Below are 16,900 nucleotides of genomic sequence, written 5' to 3' on the forward strand. Positions count from 1 at the left end.
CCGGCGCTTGGCGTCACGGCGCGGCCTGAGCACCGCCCAGCACCACGTCGTCGCGATAGAACACCACCGACTGCCCCGGCGCGACCTTGCGTTGCGGTTCGTCCCACACCAGATCACCTTGGGGCGTCAGCGTGGCCGCAGCAGGCCGGCCGTGGGCCGAGACCTGGGCCAGCACCCCACCGGCGACCGGGCCGCTAACCCATCGATGGTCGGTCAACGCAACGTTGGACGTGTCGAGCTCGTCGGCTGTTCCGACCACTACCCGGCGACCGGCGACGTCGACGTCGACTGCGTAGCGCCTGACGGTCGAGCCACCAAGGTCGAGACCGCGCCTTTGACCGATGGTTATCAGCTCGACGGCCTGGGTGCGCCCGACCGTGTTGCCATCGGTGTCGACGAGCTCGGCCTCGTGCAGGGGAATACGGCTGCCCAGGAACCGGGCCCTGCCCTCGACCGAGGTGATGAAACACACGTCTTGGCTCTCGGGTTTGTCTGCGGTTCGCAGCCCCAGCTCCGCGGCGCGGGCTCGCACGTCGGCCTTTGTCATCTCGCCCAGCGGGAACTCGCAGCGCGCCAGCACGTCCTCGTCGATCATGTGCAGCACGTACGACTGGTCTTTGGCTTGGTCGGCCGATCTGGCCAACCGCGGGCGGCCGTCGACCTCGACCTTGCGTACATGGTGTCCGGTCACCAAGACATCGAATCCGAGCAGGTCGGCCCGATCGACCAAGAGGTCGAACTTGATGTGCCGGTTGCACGCTATGCACGGGTTCGGCGTAAGACCCTGAGCGTGGGCGTCGACGTAGGGCTGCACAACGGCATCGGTGAACCGATCCGCGTAGTTGAACACGTGGTGCACTATCCCGAGTTGTTGGGCGACGCGTCTGGCGTCGTCGACGTCGGAAACCGAGCAGCACCCCGAGTCGGAGTCGCCGCCCCACAGGCGCAGCGTCACACCCTCGACATCGTGACCGCGCTCGACCATCAAGGCCGCGGCCACCGACGAATCGACTCCGCCCGACATCGCTACCAACACCCTCATCGCGACCGACCGCCCGACAACCGTGAAACCAGGCCGGGAAGCACCTGCAGCAGGCGATCGACCTCGGCGTCGACGGTGCTATGAGCCATGGATATGCGCAGGGCTCCGGCCGCCTGCCTTTCAGAGCGGCCCATGGCGACCAACACGTGGGACGGCTCGAGTGCACCGCTGGCACACGAAGAGGCCGCCGAAGCCATCACACCTTCGCGGTCCAGCAACAGCAAGAGGTCTTCACTGCTGACCTCGGTGGTCAGGTGGCAGATGCCCGGAACCCGAAGCGATGGCTCGACCGTGACCTGCACACTCTCGATGTTCGAGACCTCGTTGAGTATTCGATCGGACAGGGCGCCGATGCGAGCGCACTGCAGCGAGCGCTGGCGCGCCGTTACGTCCAGTGCAGCGGCGAATCCGACCGCGCCTGCCACGTTCTGGGTGCCAGAGCGCCGCTCGTGCTCTTGGCCGCCTCCGATCAGCATCGGCCGCGGACGCGCCCGCTCGGACAGCACAAGCGCGCCGGTCCCCTTGGGTCCGCCGAACTTGTGCCCGGCAAGACTCATGGCGTCGACGTGCCTGAACACATCTGCCAAGTCGAGCCAGTTGGCCGCCTGCACCGCATCGGTGTGCAGCACCGCATGGGGGGCAAGATCCCTGACCACCTCGGCCACGGCTGCCAGGTCGGCGACCACCCCCGTCTCGTTGTTGACCGCCATCACCGACACCACGCCCACATCGTGCCCCAGAGCCGACGCGAGCCGATCGAGGTCGACCCGACCCTGTCCGTCGACGCCGGCCACGCGGCCGTGACCTGCGACGACCGGATCGAGGATGGCGTGGTGTTCGGTCGCCCCGCACACCGCCACGGGCCTTTCGGCGTCGGTCAAGCCCTTGATGGCCAGGTTGTCAGATTCGGTTCCGCCGCTGGTGAACACCACATCGTGAGGGCTGGCCCCAACCACCGACGCGACCTGGTCGCGCGCCTCTTCCAACGCCTTGCGTGCAGAGCGCGCGACTGCGTGTTGACCCGACGGGTTGCCGAAGCCGTCGCGAAGGATCGGCGCCATGGCGTCCCAGGCCTCGCTGCGCAGAGGAGTGGACGCCGCACAGTCGAGGTAGGCGGTGAGCGGCTCGGTCACAAGGCCAGGTTATTGGTCTAGACGGGCGAGTCGTTCGGGGCTCATCAGCCCGGTGCCGTGAAGCCGCCGGCCACAAGGGGGGCAGCTCTTGCGGCATGGCGGCGCCGGTGGTCGGGCTGCGCCTCGCCTACCCCGGCGCCACCGTCGAGTCGGTAGGTGTCCAGACGGCGTCCACCCGAGCGCGCCCAAACGGCGACAACAGTTGTCAGGAACTGATCGACGGGCAATCCGGGGGTTCGGACCGAACCCAACTTGTGGTCTAGGTGGGCGGCGACCCGTTCGCCCAAGTCGGTCTGGGCGCCGAACCTCATCTTCGACCCGCGGCGCAACAGCTCGACGGCAAGCAGAACATCCGAGCGCGATACGCGGCCGATGTCGAGGCGCTCGGCGAGCTTCTCACAGCCGGCAGGAACCTGGGCGGTGCTGAAGTCGGCCGCCTCCTTGTTGGCGAGCTTCACGACCATTGTTCCTGCCGCCTGATCGCCCAACCGTTGACCGCGCGACGAAGCGATGATCGACACCACGCCACCGAAACCCAAGGTGACGGGTCCGTCGATCAGGAACATGATCGAGCGGATAGCCGAGTTGCGAAACCGCACCGGCCCGCCGTCGATACGGATCACCCTGGTGCCGGTGGCCCGGTGCCCCAGGGTGCGCCCACCTCCAAAAACCTCGAGTGCAACCGGATACCCGAACAGCATCAGAAACGACAGCGCCACGAATGTCGCGATTACCACCCAGTTTTCGACCGAACCCGCAATCAGCACGAGCACCAACGAAGTCAGCCAGAACCCGACGCCCATGATCAACAGGTCGATCAGGCGGCCCATGGCCCGCGTCGCTATGCCCGAGGGACGAAATTCGAGCAGAACACCCTCGGGGGTGACGACGCACATCGATCCCGCAGTCGAGCCGACGAACGGGCTGGCAATGGTGGCTGTATCGGTTCGCCCACTGGCTGTCGTGGCTCCGCGTGCGGGGCTCGGCATGGACACCAAGCTACAGAAGCTTCAGTCGGGTGTGCCGAAGGGGCCCGCTGATCAACAGCAGTGCCGTAACGTTGGTGGCGGTGGACATCGGGAAGTTCGTCGAACTGAGAAAGCCGCGCTGGGACCGCCTCGAGGTTCTGGCGTCGCGGGCTGCCTCGCGCAACTCGCGGCTGCAGCCCAACGAGATCGACGAACTGGTGCAGCTGTACCACCTGACGTCGGCAGACCTGTCCGAGCTGCGAACACACCTGCCCGACCCCCTGCTGATCGGGTCGCTCACCGAACTGGTGGGCATGGCAAACGGCGCCATCTACGGCTCGAGGTCGTCGGCGATTCGCGGCTTCAGACAGTTCTTCGCCGTGACCTTCCCATCGGCGATATGGGCTCACCGACACCGGATATTGCTGGCTCTGTTCATCACGTTTGGCCCTGCACTGGCGTTTGGGCTGTGGCTGGCCAACAGCGACGCCGCCCTGCAGGCTTCGGCCCCGGCATATGTTCGAGAGGCCTACGTCGAAGAAGAGTTCGAGGACTATTACTCGTCGGACCCCGCGGGCCAGTTCTCGACCGAAGTCTTCTTCAACAACGTCCAGGTGGCGTTCTTCGCATTCGCCTTGGGCTTGACGCTGGGCATCGGCACCCTGTGGATTCTGGCGTACAACGGGGCCAACCTGGGGCTGGCCGCCGGTTTGATGCACGCCTCGGGCAGCGGCACCCTGTTCTGGGGTCTCATCTTGCCCCACGGACTCCTGGAGCTGACCGCCATCGTCGTTGCGGGCGGTGCCGGGCTGGGCCTGGGCTGGAGCATCATCGCCCCCGGTGACCGGTCGAGGTCGCAGGCCCTCGCCACCGAGGGCCAACGTACGGCCGTGGTGGTGCTGGGTTTGATACCCGTGTTCGGCCTAGCGGCGCTGATCGAGGGTTTCGTCACTCCGTCGCCGTTGTCGACCCTGGTTCGCGTGCTGATAGGTGTCCTGGCATTCGTCGCGTTCTGGCTGTGGACGATCCCGGCCGGCAGGGCGGGCGCAGCACGCGGTGCCACCGGCCGGTTCAACGACGTGCTTGCCTCACCCACGGTTTGAATCGCTCCACCATCACGGCCGGCCAAGCGCCTTTCGGGTGAGGTACAGATCGACCAGTTCAGGCCCCAGCCTGCCGGCCTCGGCGTCGAGAACTCGGGCTCCGGCCGCACGCAGCGCTGTCTCAGCACGCTTGCGCTCTTGCATCGCGGCCGCGGCGGCCGCCACCAGGTGTGCCTCGCCGACCTCGGAAGGAACCGTGTCGACCCAGCGCATGACCTCCGATGCCACCACCGCGCCCACCACCACGTCGTGGCGCAGGGCCAACGCCTTCACCGCGCCTGCCAGCGAAGAGTCGACCACGGCCGGGGCCAGGTCGGTCAGCAAGACCACCGTCGTGCGACGCCGAAACCGAGCCAGCACCTGGGCCGCCAGCGCCGCATAGTCCGACTCGCCCAGCACGGGCTGGAGGTCGAACATGTGCTCTGTCAGACGATTGAGGTGACGGGTGCCCCGGGCCGGTGCCACCACGTCGCGAACTTCCGAGTCGAATGTCACCAGCCCCGAAAGGTCACCGATGCGACTGGTGACGGACGCCAGCGCCATCACGGCGTCCATGGCGTGTTCCAGACGCGTGACACCACCTGCACGCGCTGCCATCAGGCGCCCGTTGTCGAGAACCAGCAGCACGGTCTCGTGCTGCTCGGCGCGGTACTGCCTGACGATCGTTCGGCCGCTCCGAGCGGTCGCGGCCCAGTCGATGTTGCGGAACTGGTCGTCGGGTGTGTAGTCGCGGAGCTGATCGAACTCGGTTCCGCCGCCGAACGCCCTGACCGATCGCGACCCGATGTCGAGCAGACGGGCGCGTTGCATCCTGAGCTCGACCTCGCGTTTGCTGTGAAACGCGGGCACCACACGAATCAGCTCGGGCATCTGTCGGGTCTGTTGCCTGGCACCCACGCCCAGTGGTCCGACGCTTCGCACGACCAGCTGTTCGAGCTCGAAGCGGCCCCGCCTGGTCGGCTTCATCTGGGTCGTCACCAGCGCCTGCCCACCGGCGTCGACCTCTACCGCGAAACGACGTTCGGCACCCAGCGACGGATACAACGAATCGCTGACAGCAAGCTGGGCCTTTCTGACACCCCGGTTACGTATCGCCCAGCCCACCTCGCCGGTGGAACCAACCACTATCGAGTGGGGTAGGCCCCGTTCGATCTCGATCGTTTGTGGCGCTGCACAGAGCGATGCATCGAAAACCACCGTCGCCAGCGTGGCCACGACGGCCGAGGCGGTGCCGAGCACCCAGCTTCCCGAAGCCCACGCAACCAGAAGCGCCACAGGGGTAGAGGCCGCGGCAGCCATCCAGGCGCGGGGCCCCAATGCGATCATCGGGGAACCGGCACCGTCGCGAGGATGTCGGCAATGACCTCGTCGGGGCGGGTGCCGTCCAGAACCACATCGGCGCGCAGCCTGATGCGGTGACGAAGCGCCGGCCTGGCCATCGCCTGCACCTCGTCTGGGGTCACGAACGAGCGGCCGCTCATCCACGACCAGGCCTTGGCCGCGTGCAACAACATGGTGGCACCGCGAGGCGAAACGCCCAGCTCGACGGCGCCGTCACTGCGGGTGGCCCGCGACAACGCCACGATGTACTCCAGAACCTTGTCGTCCACGCCTATACGGTCGATCTCTTGTCGTGCCGCCGCCAGGTCGGCAGGACCCGCCACGCGAGTCACACCGGCCGCCGACGGGTCGCGCGGGTCGAGACCGTTGTGGTGACGACGCATGATGTCGACCTCGTCTTCGGCGCTGGGGTATTCGACCAGCAGCAGGAACAAGAAGCGGTCGAGTTGGGCCTCGGGCAGCGGGTAGGTGCCCTCGTACTCGATGGGGTTCTGGGTTGCGATGACCACGAAGGGATTCGGCAGCGGACGCGTCGCTCCGCCCACCGACACCTGTCGTTCCTGCATCGATTCCAGCAGCGCCGCCTGAGTCTTGGGCGGGGTGCGATTGAGTTCGTCTGCCAGAAGCAGGTTGGTGAACACCGGCCCGTGTCTGAACACGAACTCGGCACGACCCGGGTCCAGAACCAACTGACCCGTTAGATCGCTTGGCATCAGGTCGGGCGTGAACTGAACCCTGCGGGTCTCGAGATCGAGCGCCCGCGCCAGAGTGGAGACCATGAGGGTCTTGGCGACACCAGGCACACCCTCGAGCAGTACGTGGCCGTCGACCAGGATTGCCGTGAGTATGCCTGTGACCACGCCCTGCTGACCGACGATCACCTTCGAAATCTCGTCTCTGACCGCGGCGATGGCGTCGCGAGCCGAAGAACCACCTTGAGCCGACCCACCTGCGGTGGCGCCGAGTTCGTTGTCGCCGTCGGCGAAGGTCATGTGGGACTCCGTTCCTCTTGAATTTCTTTGCGCTTGGATCCGGTCACGATCCTGCGAGCCTGCACCAAGGCGCCGATGCGCCTCACATAGCCCGCATCGTCTTCGGGTGCGCGCGGGTCCAGCGCCTCTTTCAGAAGCGGCCGCTCGCCTGGCAAGGCCCTGACCTTGGTCGCGACGGCTTCGGCTCCGGCTTCTCTGGGGTCTATCCGCCAACGCCGACCGAGGTCGTCATCTAGCAACGAGTACATGCGGGTGGTGCCCACGCTTCGAGCTTTGCTGCGCTCGTACAAGCGTGCCGTGGCCTTGGTCAGCTCGGTTGCGTCGATCTCGACCAGGTCTGTCTCGTCGACCGGGTTACCCAGTCGACGCGAGCGGGTGAGCGCATAGAAGGCCAGCACCACCAAGACCATCGCAACGACGCTCCAGGCAACCGGCGATATCAGCTCCATCAAGGTCAGATCGCCGGCCCCTATCGCCGCGAACCTCTCTGTGGCCACAACTGTGATGGGCCCTTCGGTGAGGCCCACGACACCGACCACGAAAGCAGCGTTGTCGTCGGCGGCGAGCCACTGGTTCATGAACGGGCGGGACGACCCCACGGCCACAAGACGTCCGGTGCCCATCGGCGCCGACACGACCAGCCACCCATCAGCGACCTCGAAGCAACTCTGGGCACCGGCAGGCGATGCGATTGCGCGAGCAACCCCAGTGGTGAGCGAGTCGACATCGGTGAAGCCCTCGACATCGCACGCCAGATCGTCGTCGAGCGTTCCGGCGCCGGCAAGCTCGACCAGACGCTCGTCGGGGTCGAGCAACACCACCTGCCCGCCCGACTCGACATAGGTCTGTACCCGGTCGATACCCGGTTGGTCCAATGCGACCGGGTCGACCAACACGTTGGTGGCCGACCCAGGGTCGAATTCACCGATTTCGATGCTGCGTCCCGTCTGCTCGACCAGTATCCACGCAGCGGCCGAACCATCGTCGATGGTGCTCTGCGGATCCAGAGGGGGGCCGCCGCGGCGCTCGTCCGCGTCTCCGAAGAAGGTCGCCGCGGCGACGATCAGCACCAACACCGCGGCGACGATCACGAACACGGAACGATTCACGGGCGGTCCTCGGCCGACGCCACGACGGCACCGCCATAGCTGCGCGCCCGCTCGACATCGGAGGCCTGCGCCTGCGCGGATCCGTACCAAACACCGTCGAACACGTCGGTGAGGTCGTGCAGAGCCTCGGGATCGACCCTGTTGGTGGAAGCCTCCTGTTGCCACACACCAGATGTCGCACCGGGCACATCTGTGATCTTCCTGGCTGCAGCCAGATCGGCCATGGTCGCTCGGTAGTGACACCGAACGGCTTGGTCCCATCGCCCGGCGCTCTCGTGTTCGGCTGCTGCCTGACGCCACCGCGCGGCCGACCACCCCCGGCTGGCCTCGACGGTGAACCCGGCCGACGCGTCATCGACCGAACCGGCCCGCCAGTTCACCACTGCCTTTGCCAGCACGTACAAGACGACTGCGGCGATGACGACCAGGAGCAGCCAGGCCATGCCACCACCCACCCCGCCCAGGCCCAGAGCGTCAAAGACCGGGCTGAGGATGCGGTCGAGCTGCTCGCCAAGCCAGCCGAAGAACCGATCGAGCAGCGACGGCTCTGGCTCGCGGAACTGGGGCCGCGACAAGATCTCCTCCGCGCGGTTGCGAAGATCGTCTGCGTCGTCGGCTCTCACGCCATCGACCTCAGCTTGACGTCGATGTCGAGCCCTTCGCTGCGAACCCTGAGGTCGATGTGCGCGTGTGCCGCCGCGCCGGCGGTGATTGAGGCGGCGACCATGCCGGCCAGGCTCTGGAACACAACCGAGGCGATTACCAGAGGACGGCCGTCCAGGAAGATGCCGGTGAGCTCGGTCGGTGTGAACGAAAGCGCCAGACCGATCAAGACGCTCAACACGGCCGACACCAGCGCCACGCCAAAAACCCTGCCGCGCTGGCCCTTGGTCAGCTCGAGGCAACGTCGGGGCACCCCAAATACCGCAACTGGCTCAGCGGCCAGAACCGGTATCGCCACCACGAACACCACCATGGCGATTATCGCCCCGATGCCCGCTGCGACAAGGCCCAACAACTCGAGGAAGTGCACGATCAGCCACACCACCAAGATGCGGGGCGCGGCCTTCAGAGTGCCCACCAGCAGGGCCCCACGGGTGATCGAGGCGCCCAGCAGTTCGGCCACGACGAGTTGAGTGGTGCCGTAGGCCAACAGGGCCAGGCCATAGGAGTCCAGGAACAGCTGCAGAACGACCAGTCCGTTGTCGATCGTCTGGTCATCGGAGAAGAACACCACTCGGGGATCGAACGATCCTGCATCCTCGACTCTGCTGCGCAATCCGTTGCTGAGCCACACCAACACGCCTGGCAACACGGCCAGGGCAGCCAGGATCGACAGCTCGTTGAAGTGCCGTCGCAGCAGCACGGCGGCGTCGTCGACTATCTCCAACGCGCCTCTGGGGCGCAGAGATTCCACCAGACCGGCCACCAGCCCGACTGTATACGTGAGACGCTTGTCGCATGGTCGAGTACCGCGCTGACCAATACGGCGAGTCGTTCGCCGACGTCTACGACGACTGGTACGCCCACGTCTCAGACGTCGATGCGACGGTGCGGACGGTTACTGCTATGGCTCGCGGCCCGCGCGTCCTCGAGTTGGGTGTGGGCACGGGTCGTATCGCCCTGGCGCTTGCCCGTGTTGGATGTGAGGTCGTCGGCATCGACGCGTCCGCATCGATGCTCCAGCGCCTGAGCCGCAACGACCCCGCAGGCCTGATCACCGCGGTCGAAGCCGACATGGCCGACTTCTCGCTGGGCCGCAGCTTCGACGCGGCGTTGATCGCCTTCAACACGCTGTTCAACCTGGTTTCCCTCGACGCCCAACGGTCGTGCCTGGCCTGTGTCGGCAGCCATCTGGTTCCCGGAGGCTTGCTGTTCGTCGAGGCGGTGGTGCCAGGCGCCGCACCGTCGCGCAGGGGCCTCGAAGCGGGCCACCTCGAAGACGGCGGGCTGGTGCTGACGGCGACCATCACCGATGCAGTCACCAGAATCACCCGCGGAAACCACGTGCACATCGGCGCCGATGGCTCGGTGCGGCTGCGGCCGTGGGCGATCCTGCCGACCTCGCCCAATGAAATGGACGACATGGCCGAAGCCGCCGGGCTCGAGCTGGTTCACCGCTATGGCGACTGGGCCGGGCATCCATTCGACGAAGACTCGACTACACAAGTCAGCGTCTACCGACGCAGCCACTAGGTTTGGCACAGGAGGTTTGGCGGTGAGAGCCCATGCTTCGGTCGAAATCGACGCCACCAGCGAAGAGGTGTGGGCACAGCTGAGCGATGTCGAAGGCCACCGCGACTGGATCGAGTCGGTCGAGTCACTTTCGTTCATAACCGACGAGCACGCCGGCCCTGGAACCGTGTTCGACGTTGTCGTTGGCATCGGGCCGCTGCGCCTGCCAGGGCGCATGACCATCGAACGATGGGACGAGGGTCAAGCCATCGGCATTCGCCGCGAGGGTTCCATCTCGGGCACCGGCATCATCGCGTTGACCCAGCGCGGCAATCGCACAAACCTCTCGTGGGAGGAAGAGTTTGCCCTCCCCTGGTGGCTCGGCGGCAGGGCCGCAGACCTCATCACGAGAACACTGCGGATGCGGGCCATGAAGTCAGACCTCCAGCGGCTTCGCGACCGCATCAACGAACAGACCCGACCCGACATCTACGAACCCGACGCTGTCGAAGGGTCTCTGGTGGGTACTGGCAGACATGGCGACGTCCACGAATACGGCCGCAACAGGGTCATTCGCCGCAACCGCAATCGGGCTTCTTTGGCCGCCGAGCGCGACCTGATGATGTGGCTGCATCAAAACGGGTACCCGGTTCCGCAGGTCTTCGCCCATCCCGATGACGCAGCCATCGTCATGGAACGCGTCGACGGTCCAAGCATGCTCGACGACTTGACCGCTCACCCTTGGCGCTACAAGCGTCATGCCAGAACCCTCGTCGATCTTCACAACCGACTCGATTCCGTGCCGGTGCCGCCGGATCGCCTGGCCTTCCATGGCGAGGGGCTGGTGCACCTCGACCTGCACCCGGGCAACGTCTTGTTGGGGCCAGACGGCCCCAGGGTCATCAACTGGGCCAATGCGGGCGTTGGCCAACGCGGCCTCGACCGGGCAATGACCTGGGTACTGATGAAGACCGACACCGTCGACGGTGGGCTCGCTTACCGAGCCGCCATCCAGGCGATACGCGAGCGAATCGCGGCCGAGTACCGATCGGCGGTGGGCGACGATCTGGTGTCGGCGCACGCCACCAACGCCGCCGAGCTACGGATGCTCGACACCAACCTGCGCCGCGACGAGGCCGATGCCGTGTTCCGGCTGGCACGCTCGCTTCAGAACCGGCCCACCCACAGCCGAACAGACGACGTCTGACCCGGCCACCGAGCCCAGGTCAACGCCCGGTGAAGGCCGCCTTGCCCGGACCGTTCTCGAGGAACGACTTGACCCCGATCTGGCTGTCTTCGGTGGTGAAGACCTCCTCGAACAGCGCCAACTCGATGTCGAGGCCGGCTGCCAGGGTCTGATCGAGGCCGTCGTCGATGGCTCTCTTGGCCAGCGCCTGACCCAACACAGCTCCCTTGGCGAGCTCCGCGGCATAGGCAACCGCCTGGCCGAACACCTCTCCGGGCTCGACCACCCGATCCGCCAGGCCGATACGCAACGCTTCTTCGGCGTCGACCATGCGACCGCTGAGGATGATGTCCTTTGCACGCGACGCACCGACGAGCCTGGTGAGGCGCTGGGTGCCACCCCCACCCGGGATGATGCCCAGGAGTATCTCGGGCTGGCCGAATCGGGCATCGGTGGCGGCAAAGCGCATGTCGCACGCCAGTGCCAACTCACACCCACCACCCAGGGCGACACCGTTGACCGCGGCGATCGTCATTCGAGGAATGGCCGCCACGGCGTCGAGCGCAGCTCTGAACGCACCTCCGACCTCACGAGCCCGTTCGGGTCCGCCAAATTCGGAGATGTCGGCTCCCGCGGCGAATACCCGTGGACCACCGGTGACCACGACTGCACCGGGAGGATTGTCGGTGAGGTCATTGGCGGCCTCGAGCAACTGGCCCAACAATTGGGCGTTCAGCGCGTTGACCTTGGGGCGCTCGAGGGTGACAACGGCCACGCCGTCGTCGCGTCTGTCGACCTTTACGAACTGCTCTGACATCTCGCTTCTCCCAGCTCGGCTGGAACGAGACTAGATGCTCAGGCCCCGAAGCTCGAAGGTCTGCTCGGCTGCTGCGGGTAGAACCGATTTGTTGACCACCGATGTGACGCCCGGAACGCGCTGCATCAGAACCCGTTCGACACCCAGCTTGAGATCTTGCTCGGACATCGGGCAATCACCACATGCACCCAGCAACTCGACGGTGACCACACCGCTGTCGGTATCGACATCGACAAGCTCGATATCGCCACCGTCGGCCTGCATTGCGGGCCGGATGACGGTCATGACTTTCTCGACCTGAGCTCTCATGTCATCGGTTTGCGACATTGGTGACCCTCATCTCTGCGGCACTGAGCATGTACAACGCTGCGCGTCGGATCCAAATTCCCTGCGGCCTCAAGAGCAACGCCGGATGTTTGCACCCACGGCCGCCAGATCGCCTACCAGGTCTGTATACCCACGATCGATGTGGTCGACACCCGAAATCTCGGTCGAGCCTGTTGCTCCCAGCCCGGCGACCACCAGGGCGGCCCCGGCCCGTATGTCGTGGGCCTTCACCGGTGCACCCGACAGTCGTTCGCATCCCCTCACGACGGCGTGGTGACCCTCGGTGCGTATGTCTGCTCCCATTCGGCGAAGCTCGTCCACATAGCGGAAACGCCCACCGAAGATGTTCTCGGTGACGATTCCGACGCCGCTGGCAACCGTGAGCATCGCGACGATGAACGGCTTGTAGTCGGTGGCGACGCCCGGGTAAGGCAATGTTGCGATGTCGACCGAGTCGAGGCGTCCGTGCACCGCAGCCCACAGGCCGCCTTCGGTAGCGCAGATCTGCATACCCATATCGCTCAGCTTGCGCAGCAACATGTCCATGTGTTCGGGCCTGGCCCCCGACAGCGTCAGCTCGCCCCCGGCAACGCCAAGAGCGGACAGAAAGGTCGCTGCCTCGATCCGGTCGGCCACGACCCGATGGTCGGTCGAGTGCAGCTCGTCGACACCTTCGACCGTGATGGTCGACGTTCCGGCCCCTTCGATGCTGGCGCCCATAGCGACCAGGAAGTTCGCCAGGTCTGAGATCTCTGGCTCACGGGCAGCGTTCTCGATGACGGTCTCGCCCTTCGCCAGCACCGATGCCATCAAGATGTTCTCGGTGGCGCCCACACTCGGATACTCGAGCAGCACTTCGGTTCCGAGCAACCGATCGGCACGGCCCTCGATGTTGCCGTGAGCCGTGTCGAAGTGGGCGCCCAGCTGCCTGAGCGCGTCGAGGTGCATGTCGATGGGCCGGGGGCCGAAGTCGTCACCGCCCGGAAGCGCCACACGCGCCCGGCCATAGCGGGCGAGCAGCGGCCCTAGAACCACTATCGAAGCCCGCATCCGCTCCACCAGTTCGTATGGAGCCTCTGGGCGCACGAGCGCCGGCACCGAGATCCGACACCTGGGCGGGGCCAGGTCGACCTCGACGTTCATGGCTTCGAGCAGGTCGGCCATCAGCCTGACATCGACGATGTCGGGTACGTTTGTCAGCTCGTAGTCACCGGCCGCCAGCAATGTGGCGGCCATCAGCTTCAGCACCGAGTTCTTGGCGCCGTGGATTGGGACCTCCCCTTCGAGGGGTCCACTCTCGCTCACGACGATGCGATCCATGTGCACCAGTATGTTGCCTCCTGACTCCTGCGCAACCGGCAGGCGTCTGACGACCCATGCCGAACATCCACAAGTACCACCCGCCGGGATCATCCGGAACAGCGCTCCTGGACGAGCCCCGCGACGACGTCGTGCTGGAGGTCCGCGTCGCCCGGGGCCGATTCGAGGCGGCCGACGGCCCGTTCAACTCTTACAGCCGCAACGTCGACTACGACGAAAGCGGCGGCGCAATCGAGCAGATCCAGTACCAACTGGCCATCCCGTGGTTTCGATGGGCATTTGCACTGCTGGTGCGACGGGCCCTGAAGACGCCTCACCACGACGGGCGCCAGCCGTGGTGGGCACCGTCTGACAGGCTCGACGCCAGGTCGTCAACCGTGCTGGGCACCCTCGCCGCTGCGGCGGTGCTGACCGGCTACATGGGGAGCCTGCTGGGGCAAACGCTCACCTTCGTCGCCGACGAGTTCGACCTCAGCCGCACCGCCCAGGGCGTCGTCAGTGCAACGGGCAGGCTGGGCACACTATTGGCCATCGCCGTTGTTGCGCTGGCCGATCGGCGGGGGCGCCGCCGGGTGGCCGTGATATCAACGGGGGCCGGCGGCTTCAGCGCGCTGATCACCGCAGCAGCTCCGGACGTGTTCACCTTTGCCGCGGCTCAGGTGCTGATGCGAACCTTCAACGCAGCCCTGGTGACCGTCATCCTGGTGTATGCGGTCGAGGAGATGCCGGCCCGTTCGCGGGCCTATGCGCTGAGCCTCGTGGGCATGGCCTCGGCGCTCGGCGCAGGAATGGTGTTGTGGATCCTGCCCTTCGCCGATTCAGCTGTGTGGGGTTGGCGGGTTGTCTTCGTGCCGCCGGCCATGGCGTTCCTGCTCGCATTGAGCTTTCATCGCAACCTTCCCGAGAGCAGATGGTTCGACCGTGGTTCGTCAACAGCCCGGTTGTCGGACCGGATCGGTCCGCTGCTCGTCCTGTGCGCCGTGACCTTCGCCATTGCGATGTATCTGGCACCCGCCGACCAGTTCAGAAACGAGTTCTTGCGCGACGAACGGGGCTTCAGCGCCGGCCAGATAACGCTCTTCGTCTTGTCGACGGCTACGCCTGGCGGCATCGGGCTTGCGGTAGCCGGCCGTATCGCCGACACCGTCGGCCGCAAGATCGTGCTGGCGACTTCGACGGTGCTGGGGTTGGGCACCCTCAGCGCGGTCTTCAACACATCGGGGGTGTTGATGTGGGTTCTGGCCCTGCTGGCAGCCATTGCCTCCAGTGGCCTTCTGCCTTCGCTGGGGGTGTATCGCGGCGAGCTGTTCCCCAGCAAGATCCGCAATCGTGCGGTTGGCTGGATCAGCGTTTCGGGGGTTGCGGGCGCCATCACGGGCCTGGCCGTCACCGGATGGCTAAGCGACCGTTGGGATTCGATCGGCTCGGTCATAGCCCTGCTGTGGATAGGCCCATTGCTGGGCCTGCTGATAGCCCTGGTGACGCTGCCCGAGACAACTGGCAGGACCCTCACCGACCTGAATCCCGAGGATGCTCAGCCCGGCTGAGCCATACCTAGCCGAAGGTCGACGAGATCCAGTCGACGGTCTCGTCGACTATGCGGCCGCGATGATCCTTGCGCTTGGGGTCGTGTGCCCCGCCCTCTAGCCACACGGCAGCGGGCGCGTGGGCCAACGCCGGGAACTCGCGGTCGAACTCGTCGGGCCGGCCGAACGGGTCGTTGTCGCCAGACACGAACAGGCTAGGAACTGCGATCTGGGGCCAGTGCGCGACCCTGGTCGACTCGGGCTTGCCCGGAGGGTGCAGCGGATAGCTCAACATCAACAGCCCGGCAGCGGCCAACCCTTCGGCCACCGCCATCGAGCAGACCCGACCGCCCATGCTGCGGCCTCCGATGACGACAGAGCCGGTTTCGAGCCCGCGATCGGCCGCGTGCTGCGCCACGACCTCGGCCAGTTCGCCGACCAGGCGGTCGGCTCGGCCCGGCGACTTCTTGCCGGCTCTGCGATAGGCGAAGTCGTAGCGAACCACCTCGAGCCCCAAGCGGGTCTTCAGCTGTTGTTCGAGGTCGATCAGGGTCGGATGATCGGCCGACCCACCACTGCCCGGGGTCAGCAATACAAGCCCGACGCTGCTGGTCACAACCTCGCCTCGACCCGTTGCACGATGTTGGATGCGATCTCCAGGGAGGCCGTGGCGGCCGGAGAGGGGGCGTTCAGAACATGTACTGCGTGTCGGGTCTCGGCGATGGCGAAGTCGTCGACCAGCTCACCGGTGGGCCGCAGAGCTTGAGCTCTGACCCCCGCCTCCGACTTGGTCAGGTCGTCGGCTTCGATCTCTGGAACCAGCCGCTGCAGCGCCTTGACGAACGCCTTCTTGTTCAGCGATCGCCATACTTCACCCGCACCGGTCTTCCAGTACTTGCGTCCCAGACGCCACAAGCCGGCGTCGGTGGCGTGATCCTTCAGTTGCGCCGGCGAGATGTCTCGCCACGTGTAGCCCTCGCGGGCCAGGGCCAGTACAGCGTTGGGGCCGGCATGAATAGATCCATCGATCATGCGAGTCAGGTGTACGCCGAGGAAGGGGAAGCTCGGGTCTGGAACCGGGTAGATCAGGTTCTTGACCAACGAGCGGCGAGGGCCGTGTATCTCGTAGTACTCGCCCCGGAACGGCACGATATGGGTGCCGTCGTCGATGGCGTTGTCGTGTTTGGCCACCTGATCGCTGTGCAGGCCGGCGCAATTCACCACTAGATCGGTTTCGACCGTGCCGCGAGACGTGGCGACGCGCACTGCACGTGCTTTACCGTCGGCTAGGGACGACACCGAGGCATTGGTGGCTATGACGCCGCCGGCCTTCTCGACCAGACGACCTAGAGCCTCGCAAACCTGGCCGTAGTCGACGATGCCCGTGGAGGGGATGTGAATGGCCCTGATACCGGCCGCGTGAGGTTCGAACTCGGCGAGTTCGTCGGGGCCCAGCATCGTTGCCTCGATGCCGTTGTGGCCGGCCCGCTCGAAAAGATCCTCGAGGCGACCCAGTTCGTCGGACGAGGTGGCGACGATGACCTTGCCGCACACATCGTGGTCGATGCCGTTCTCTTCGCAGAACCGCACCATGGCCGAGCGCCCGGCCACGGCGGTCTTGGCCTTCAGCGACCCCGGCTTGTAGTAGACGCCCGAGTGCAACACGCCACTGTTGTGGCCCGTCTGATGGGCCGCCAGGCCACTCTCCTTCTCGATTACCACCACCGTGGCGCCCGGGCGCTGCTGCAGCAGCCGGTGGGCCGTAGCCAGCCCCACGATGCCGGCACCGACGATGACCACGTCGCTGCTGTCGGGTAGCGGCACCGCAGTGCGGTTGGCGGGGGCGCTGGATGTGTTCATT

General features: G+C 65.8%; 17 protein-coding genes. 4 read left to right on the forward strand and 13 right to left on the reverse strand.

Translation table 11 applies throughout. The features are described 5' to 3' along the window. Window positions 1-13 precede the first annotated feature (13 nt). Genes mnmA through R2770_15810 form a run of 3 tightly spaced genes read right to left on the reverse strand, consistent with a single transcriptional unit; the run spans window position 14 to window position 3,164 of the window. Window positions 14-1,042 carry a tRNA 2-thiouridine(34) synthase MnmA gene (gene mnmA, locus R2770_15800; GenBank protein ID MEZ5281923.1) on the reverse strand — a complete coding sequence of 343 codons (1,029 nt, stop codon included), beginning with the start codon at window positions 1,040-1,042 and terminating at the stop codon, window positions 14-16. Then, on the reverse strand, window positions 1,039-2,175 hold the full coding sequence (locus R2770_15805) for an aminotransferase class V-fold PLP-dependent enzyme (GenBank protein ID MEZ5281924.1): 1,137 nt from the start codon (window positions 2,173-2,175) through the stop codon (window positions 1,039-1,041). The genes mnmA and R2770_15805 overlap by 4 nt, the downstream gene beginning before the upstream one ends. Before the next feature lie 44 nt (window positions 2,176-2,219). Continuing rightward, window positions 2,220-3,164, reverse strand: coding sequence for an RDD family protein (locus R2770_15810; protein ID MEZ5281925.1), 945 nt, complete (start codon window positions 3,162-3,164; stop codon window positions 2,220-2,222). Between the two features lie 80 nt (window positions 3,165-3,244). Between R2770_15810 and R2770_15815 the strand changes: the two genes are divergently transcribed. Then, complete coding sequence (locus R2770_15815) at window positions 3,245-4,246, forward strand: stage II sporulation protein M (protein ID MEZ5281926.1); 1,002 nt, start codon at window positions 3,245-3,247, stop codon at window positions 4,244-4,246. A 12-nt stretch (window positions 4,247-4,258) separates the two neighbouring features. On the opposite strand, the gene R2770_15820 is transcribed toward R2770_15815, so the two are convergent. From R2770_15820 to R2770_15840, 5 genes are read right to left on the reverse strand one after another with little or no spacing between them, the layout of a single operon-like run. Then, window positions 4,259-5,572, reverse strand: coding sequence for a DUF58 domain-containing protein (locus tag R2770_15820; GenBank protein ID MEZ5281927.1), 1,314 nt, complete (start codon window positions 5,570-5,572; stop codon window positions 4,259-4,261). Then, complete coding sequence (locus R2770_15825; protein ID MEZ5281928.1) at window positions 5,569-6,579, reverse strand: MoxR family ATPase; 1,011 nt, start codon at window positions 6,577-6,579, stop codon at window positions 5,569-5,571. Before R2770_15825 ends, R2770_15820 begins: the two co-directional genes overlap by 4 nt. Beyond that, complete coding sequence (locus R2770_15830; protein MEZ5281929.1) at window positions 6,576-7,688, reverse strand: DUF4350 domain-containing protein; 1,113 nt, start codon at window positions 7,686-7,688, stop codon at window positions 6,576-6,578. The genes R2770_15825 and R2770_15830 overlap by 4 nt, the downstream gene beginning before the upstream one ends. After that, complete coding sequence (locus tag R2770_15835) at window positions 7,685-8,311, reverse strand: DUF4129 domain-containing protein (protein MEZ5281930.1); 627 nt, start codon at window positions 8,309-8,311, stop codon at window positions 7,685-7,687. Before R2770_15835 ends, R2770_15830 begins: the two co-directional genes overlap by 4 nt. After that, entirely contained in the window at window positions 8,308-9,117 is an 810-nt protein-coding gene (locus R2770_15840) for a hypothetical protein (GenBank protein MEZ5281931.1), read from the reverse strand. Before R2770_15840 ends, R2770_15835 begins: the two co-directional genes overlap by 4 nt. 32 nt (window positions 9,118-9,149) lie before the next feature. Here R2770_15840 and R2770_15845 point away from each other — a divergent pair, with 32 nt between their 5' ends. Together R2770_15845 and R2770_15850 are read left to right on the forward strand one after the other, a co-directional pair. Next, entirely contained in the window at window positions 9,150-9,884 is a 735-nt protein-coding gene (locus tag R2770_15845) for a class I SAM-dependent methyltransferase (GenBank protein ID MEZ5281932.1), read from the forward strand. Window positions 9,885-9,906: 22 nt separating this feature from the next. After that, on the forward strand, window positions 9,907-11,070 hold the full coding sequence (locus R2770_15850; protein MEZ5281933.1) for a phosphotransferase: 1,164 nt from the start codon (window positions 9,907-9,909) through the stop codon (window positions 11,068-11,070). A 19-nt stretch (window positions 11,071-11,089) separates the two neighbouring features. Here R2770_15850 and R2770_15855 read toward each other — a convergent pair whose 3' ends face one another. The 3 genes from R2770_15855 to murA all read right to left on the reverse strand — a co-directional run bounded on the left by R2770_15855 (window position 11,090) and on the right by murA (window position 13,513). Continuing rightward, window positions 11,090-11,866: an enoyl-CoA hydratase-related protein gene (locus tag R2770_15855; GenBank protein ID MEZ5281934.1), complete on the reverse strand. Its 777-nt coding sequence runs from the start codon at window positions 11,864-11,866 to the stop codon at window positions 11,090-11,092. A 30-nt stretch (window positions 11,867-11,896) separates the two neighbouring features. After that, window positions 11,897-12,175 carry a NifU family protein gene (locus R2770_15860; GenBank protein MEZ5281935.1) on the reverse strand — a complete coding sequence of 93 codons (279 nt, stop codon included), beginning with the start codon at window positions 12,173-12,175 and terminating at the stop codon, window positions 11,897-11,899. Between the two features lie 87 nt (window positions 12,176-12,262). Next, window positions 12,263-13,513: a UDP-N-acetylglucosamine 1-carboxyvinyltransferase gene (gene murA, locus R2770_15865; protein MEZ5281936.1), complete on the reverse strand. Its 1,251-nt coding sequence runs from the start codon at window positions 13,511-13,513 to the stop codon at window positions 12,263-12,265. Window positions 13,514-13,569: 56 nt separating this feature from the next. Here murA and R2770_15870 point away from each other — a divergent pair, with 56 nt between their 5' ends. Next, window positions 13,570-15,060, forward strand: coding sequence for an MFS transporter (locus R2770_15870; GenBank protein ID MEZ5281937.1), 1,491 nt, complete (start codon window positions 13,570-13,572; stop codon window positions 15,058-15,060). Between the two features lie 7 nt (window positions 15,061-15,067). On the opposite strand, the gene R2770_15875 is transcribed toward R2770_15870, so the two are convergent. Further along, window positions 15,068-15,655 (reverse strand): alpha/beta family hydrolase, encoded by a 588-nt coding sequence (locus tag R2770_15875; GenBank protein ID MEZ5281938.1) that lies wholly within the window; start codon window positions 15,653-15,655, stop codon window positions 15,068-15,070. After that, complete coding sequence (lhgO, locus tag R2770_15880) at window positions 15,652-16,899, reverse strand: L-2-hydroxyglutarate oxidase (GenBank protein MEZ5281939.1); 1,248 nt, start codon at window positions 16,897-16,899, stop codon at window positions 15,652-15,654. The genes R2770_15875 and lhgO overlap by 4 nt, the downstream gene beginning before the upstream one ends. Between the last annotated feature and the right edge of the window lies 1 nt (window position 16,900).

The organism is Acidimicrobiales bacterium (genome assembly GCA_041394185.1).
Classification (GTDB): Bacteria; Actinomycetota; Acidimicrobiia; order Acidimicrobiales; family Poriferisodalaceae; genus JAAETH01.